The sequence below is a fragment of the Chrysanthemum yellows phytoplasma genome (genome assembly GCF_000803325.1).
GTDB classification, from domain to species: Bacteria; Bacillota_I; Bacilli_A; order Acholeplasmatales; family Acholeplasmataceae; genus Phytoplasma; species Phytoplasma asteris.
In genome coordinates, this window is record NZ_JSWH01000103.1 from 1 (window position 1) to 1,821 (window position 1,821).

Below are 1,821 nucleotides of genomic sequence, written 5' to 3' on the forward strand. Positions count from 1 at the left end.
ATTTAGCTTTTAAATTATTGTTATAATAATATTTATTTATTTGGTTTAATATTTCTTTTCATTTTTCATGATTGAAATATTGTTTCCTTTTTTGTATATTGTTATACATAACCATTATAACTCTGAATGATTATATTTATTTAAAAAAGGGGGTAGCGCGCAACTGGGGGATTTTTATTTTTCTTCTTCTTTTATTTATGTGTACTTATGATTTTTGTTAGCGCTTCAGCGCGTTAGGTGATTTTATTTAGGTTTATTTAAAACAACTCTTTTAATAATGGAAAGGAAAAATAGGGAGTTATTTATATATCGAAAAATAATAATGATAGATAAAAGATACAACGATAATATCAAATATCGAGTATCATTATCATTATCGATATAATATATAAAATATCACTCCTTAAAAAGGTTTGGTTTTGACAAGGAAATTAAAGGGGTCAAATGGTAATAAGATGGTAATGAAGTGGTAATGAAGTGGTAATAAGATGGTAATAAAGTGGTAATAAAGTGGTAATAATAAATTGTTTATTTATTTTTTATTAAAATTTGATAAATAACCAGACCTAATTTTTTTTACCCGATAGCCTTGTTTATTTTTGGTTAAAAATAATTTGATGTGTTTTAAATCTTCCAATTGATAATAAATAACATTTAATCCTTTTTTATAATTTGTTTTTATAGGATTGTTATATTTATCTACTTTTTTGTCATCTAATTTATATAATTTTAAAGTGTCTAGTTTGTCTATGGTTATCTTACTTATTAATTCTTTAATATAGTCTTTTTGTTCGTTGAGATAATTAATTTGGAAGATAGGGAAATGTGTTTTAAGGGTATTGTTTTGGCATTTTGGGGGTGATATGGGGTTGGTTAGGGTTTGATTATTATTATTGTTTTCGGTAGAGTGAGTTTTGATTATTTCTATTCTATACTTTTTCATTTCATCTAAGATTTGTGGGTCTACAAATAGAGTTTGGTTTTTTGGGCGGTAGTTTGCTTGTTGATAGGAATTTTTCTTTTTAGAATGAGAAACAATTGTAATATTTAATAATTCTCCTTTTAATATTTGTAAAAAGTTTTTGATTTGAACTAAGTCGTTGGGGGTTGATTTTGTTTCCCAACCGCCCCTAATGATTCCTTGATTTGTTTCGTTTTTCATTTTTTTCTCCTTTTTATTTGGTTTTTTGTTATAAAAATAAAAATCCCCTAAGTTGCGAAAATAAAATCGCAAAATTTAGGGGTATATGCGTGTGTTTGGGGGTATGTTAATGTTATTATACATGTAAGGTTTAATATATTAGTTAAAAAGCAATAATTTTAATCAATTATTTCTACTTTGTCTTTTCCAAAAAAATAAATAGCTAAATCGACTATGATTTTATTTTTGGCCTCTTCATAAGTAATGTATGGGTCTAAAAAACATTTTTGATATGCTTCTTTTCCGAATTGGCGTAATAAATCATCAACATCTTTACAAGTTTTATCATAAGGTGGTAAAATGCGTCTAATTTCGTAAATAATATTTTCTTCTTTAAGTTGTTCTCCTAAGGCTTCACTGCGTTTTTGACCTGTTTCATCGTTATCTAAAGCGATAATGACTTTGATTTTTTCTTTTTTAAGAATTTCTATTTGTGATTTAGAAAGTAGTTGAGTGACACAAATGAGACCGACAACGTTTTTAATCCCGTTTTGCCAACAACTAATGACATCGAAAAAACCTTCATGAATAATGATGGTTTTCGTTTGTTTAATAGAAGGTAACGCTTCAAAAAAACGATAACTGAAATGAAAAGTAGGTGTTTGACTAAAATTATTGAG

At 26.4% G+C, this 1,821-nt stretch carries 2 protein-coding genes; both read right to left on the reverse strand.

The genetic code is table 11. The annotated features are described in order from the left end of the window. Window positions 1-532 precede the first annotated feature (532 nt). A complete protein-coding gene (locus OL66_RS02005) occupies window positions 533-1,162 on the reverse strand; it encodes a hypothetical protein (RefSeq protein ID WP_034172259.1) in 630 nt (209 codons plus the stop codon). A 158-nt stretch (window positions 1,163-1,320) separates the two neighbouring features. Beyond that, window positions 1,321-1,821, reverse strand: a 501-nt coding sequence (locus OL66_RS02010) for a toprim domain-containing protein (protein WP_034172260.1), incomplete at its 5' end; no start/stop codon positions are given.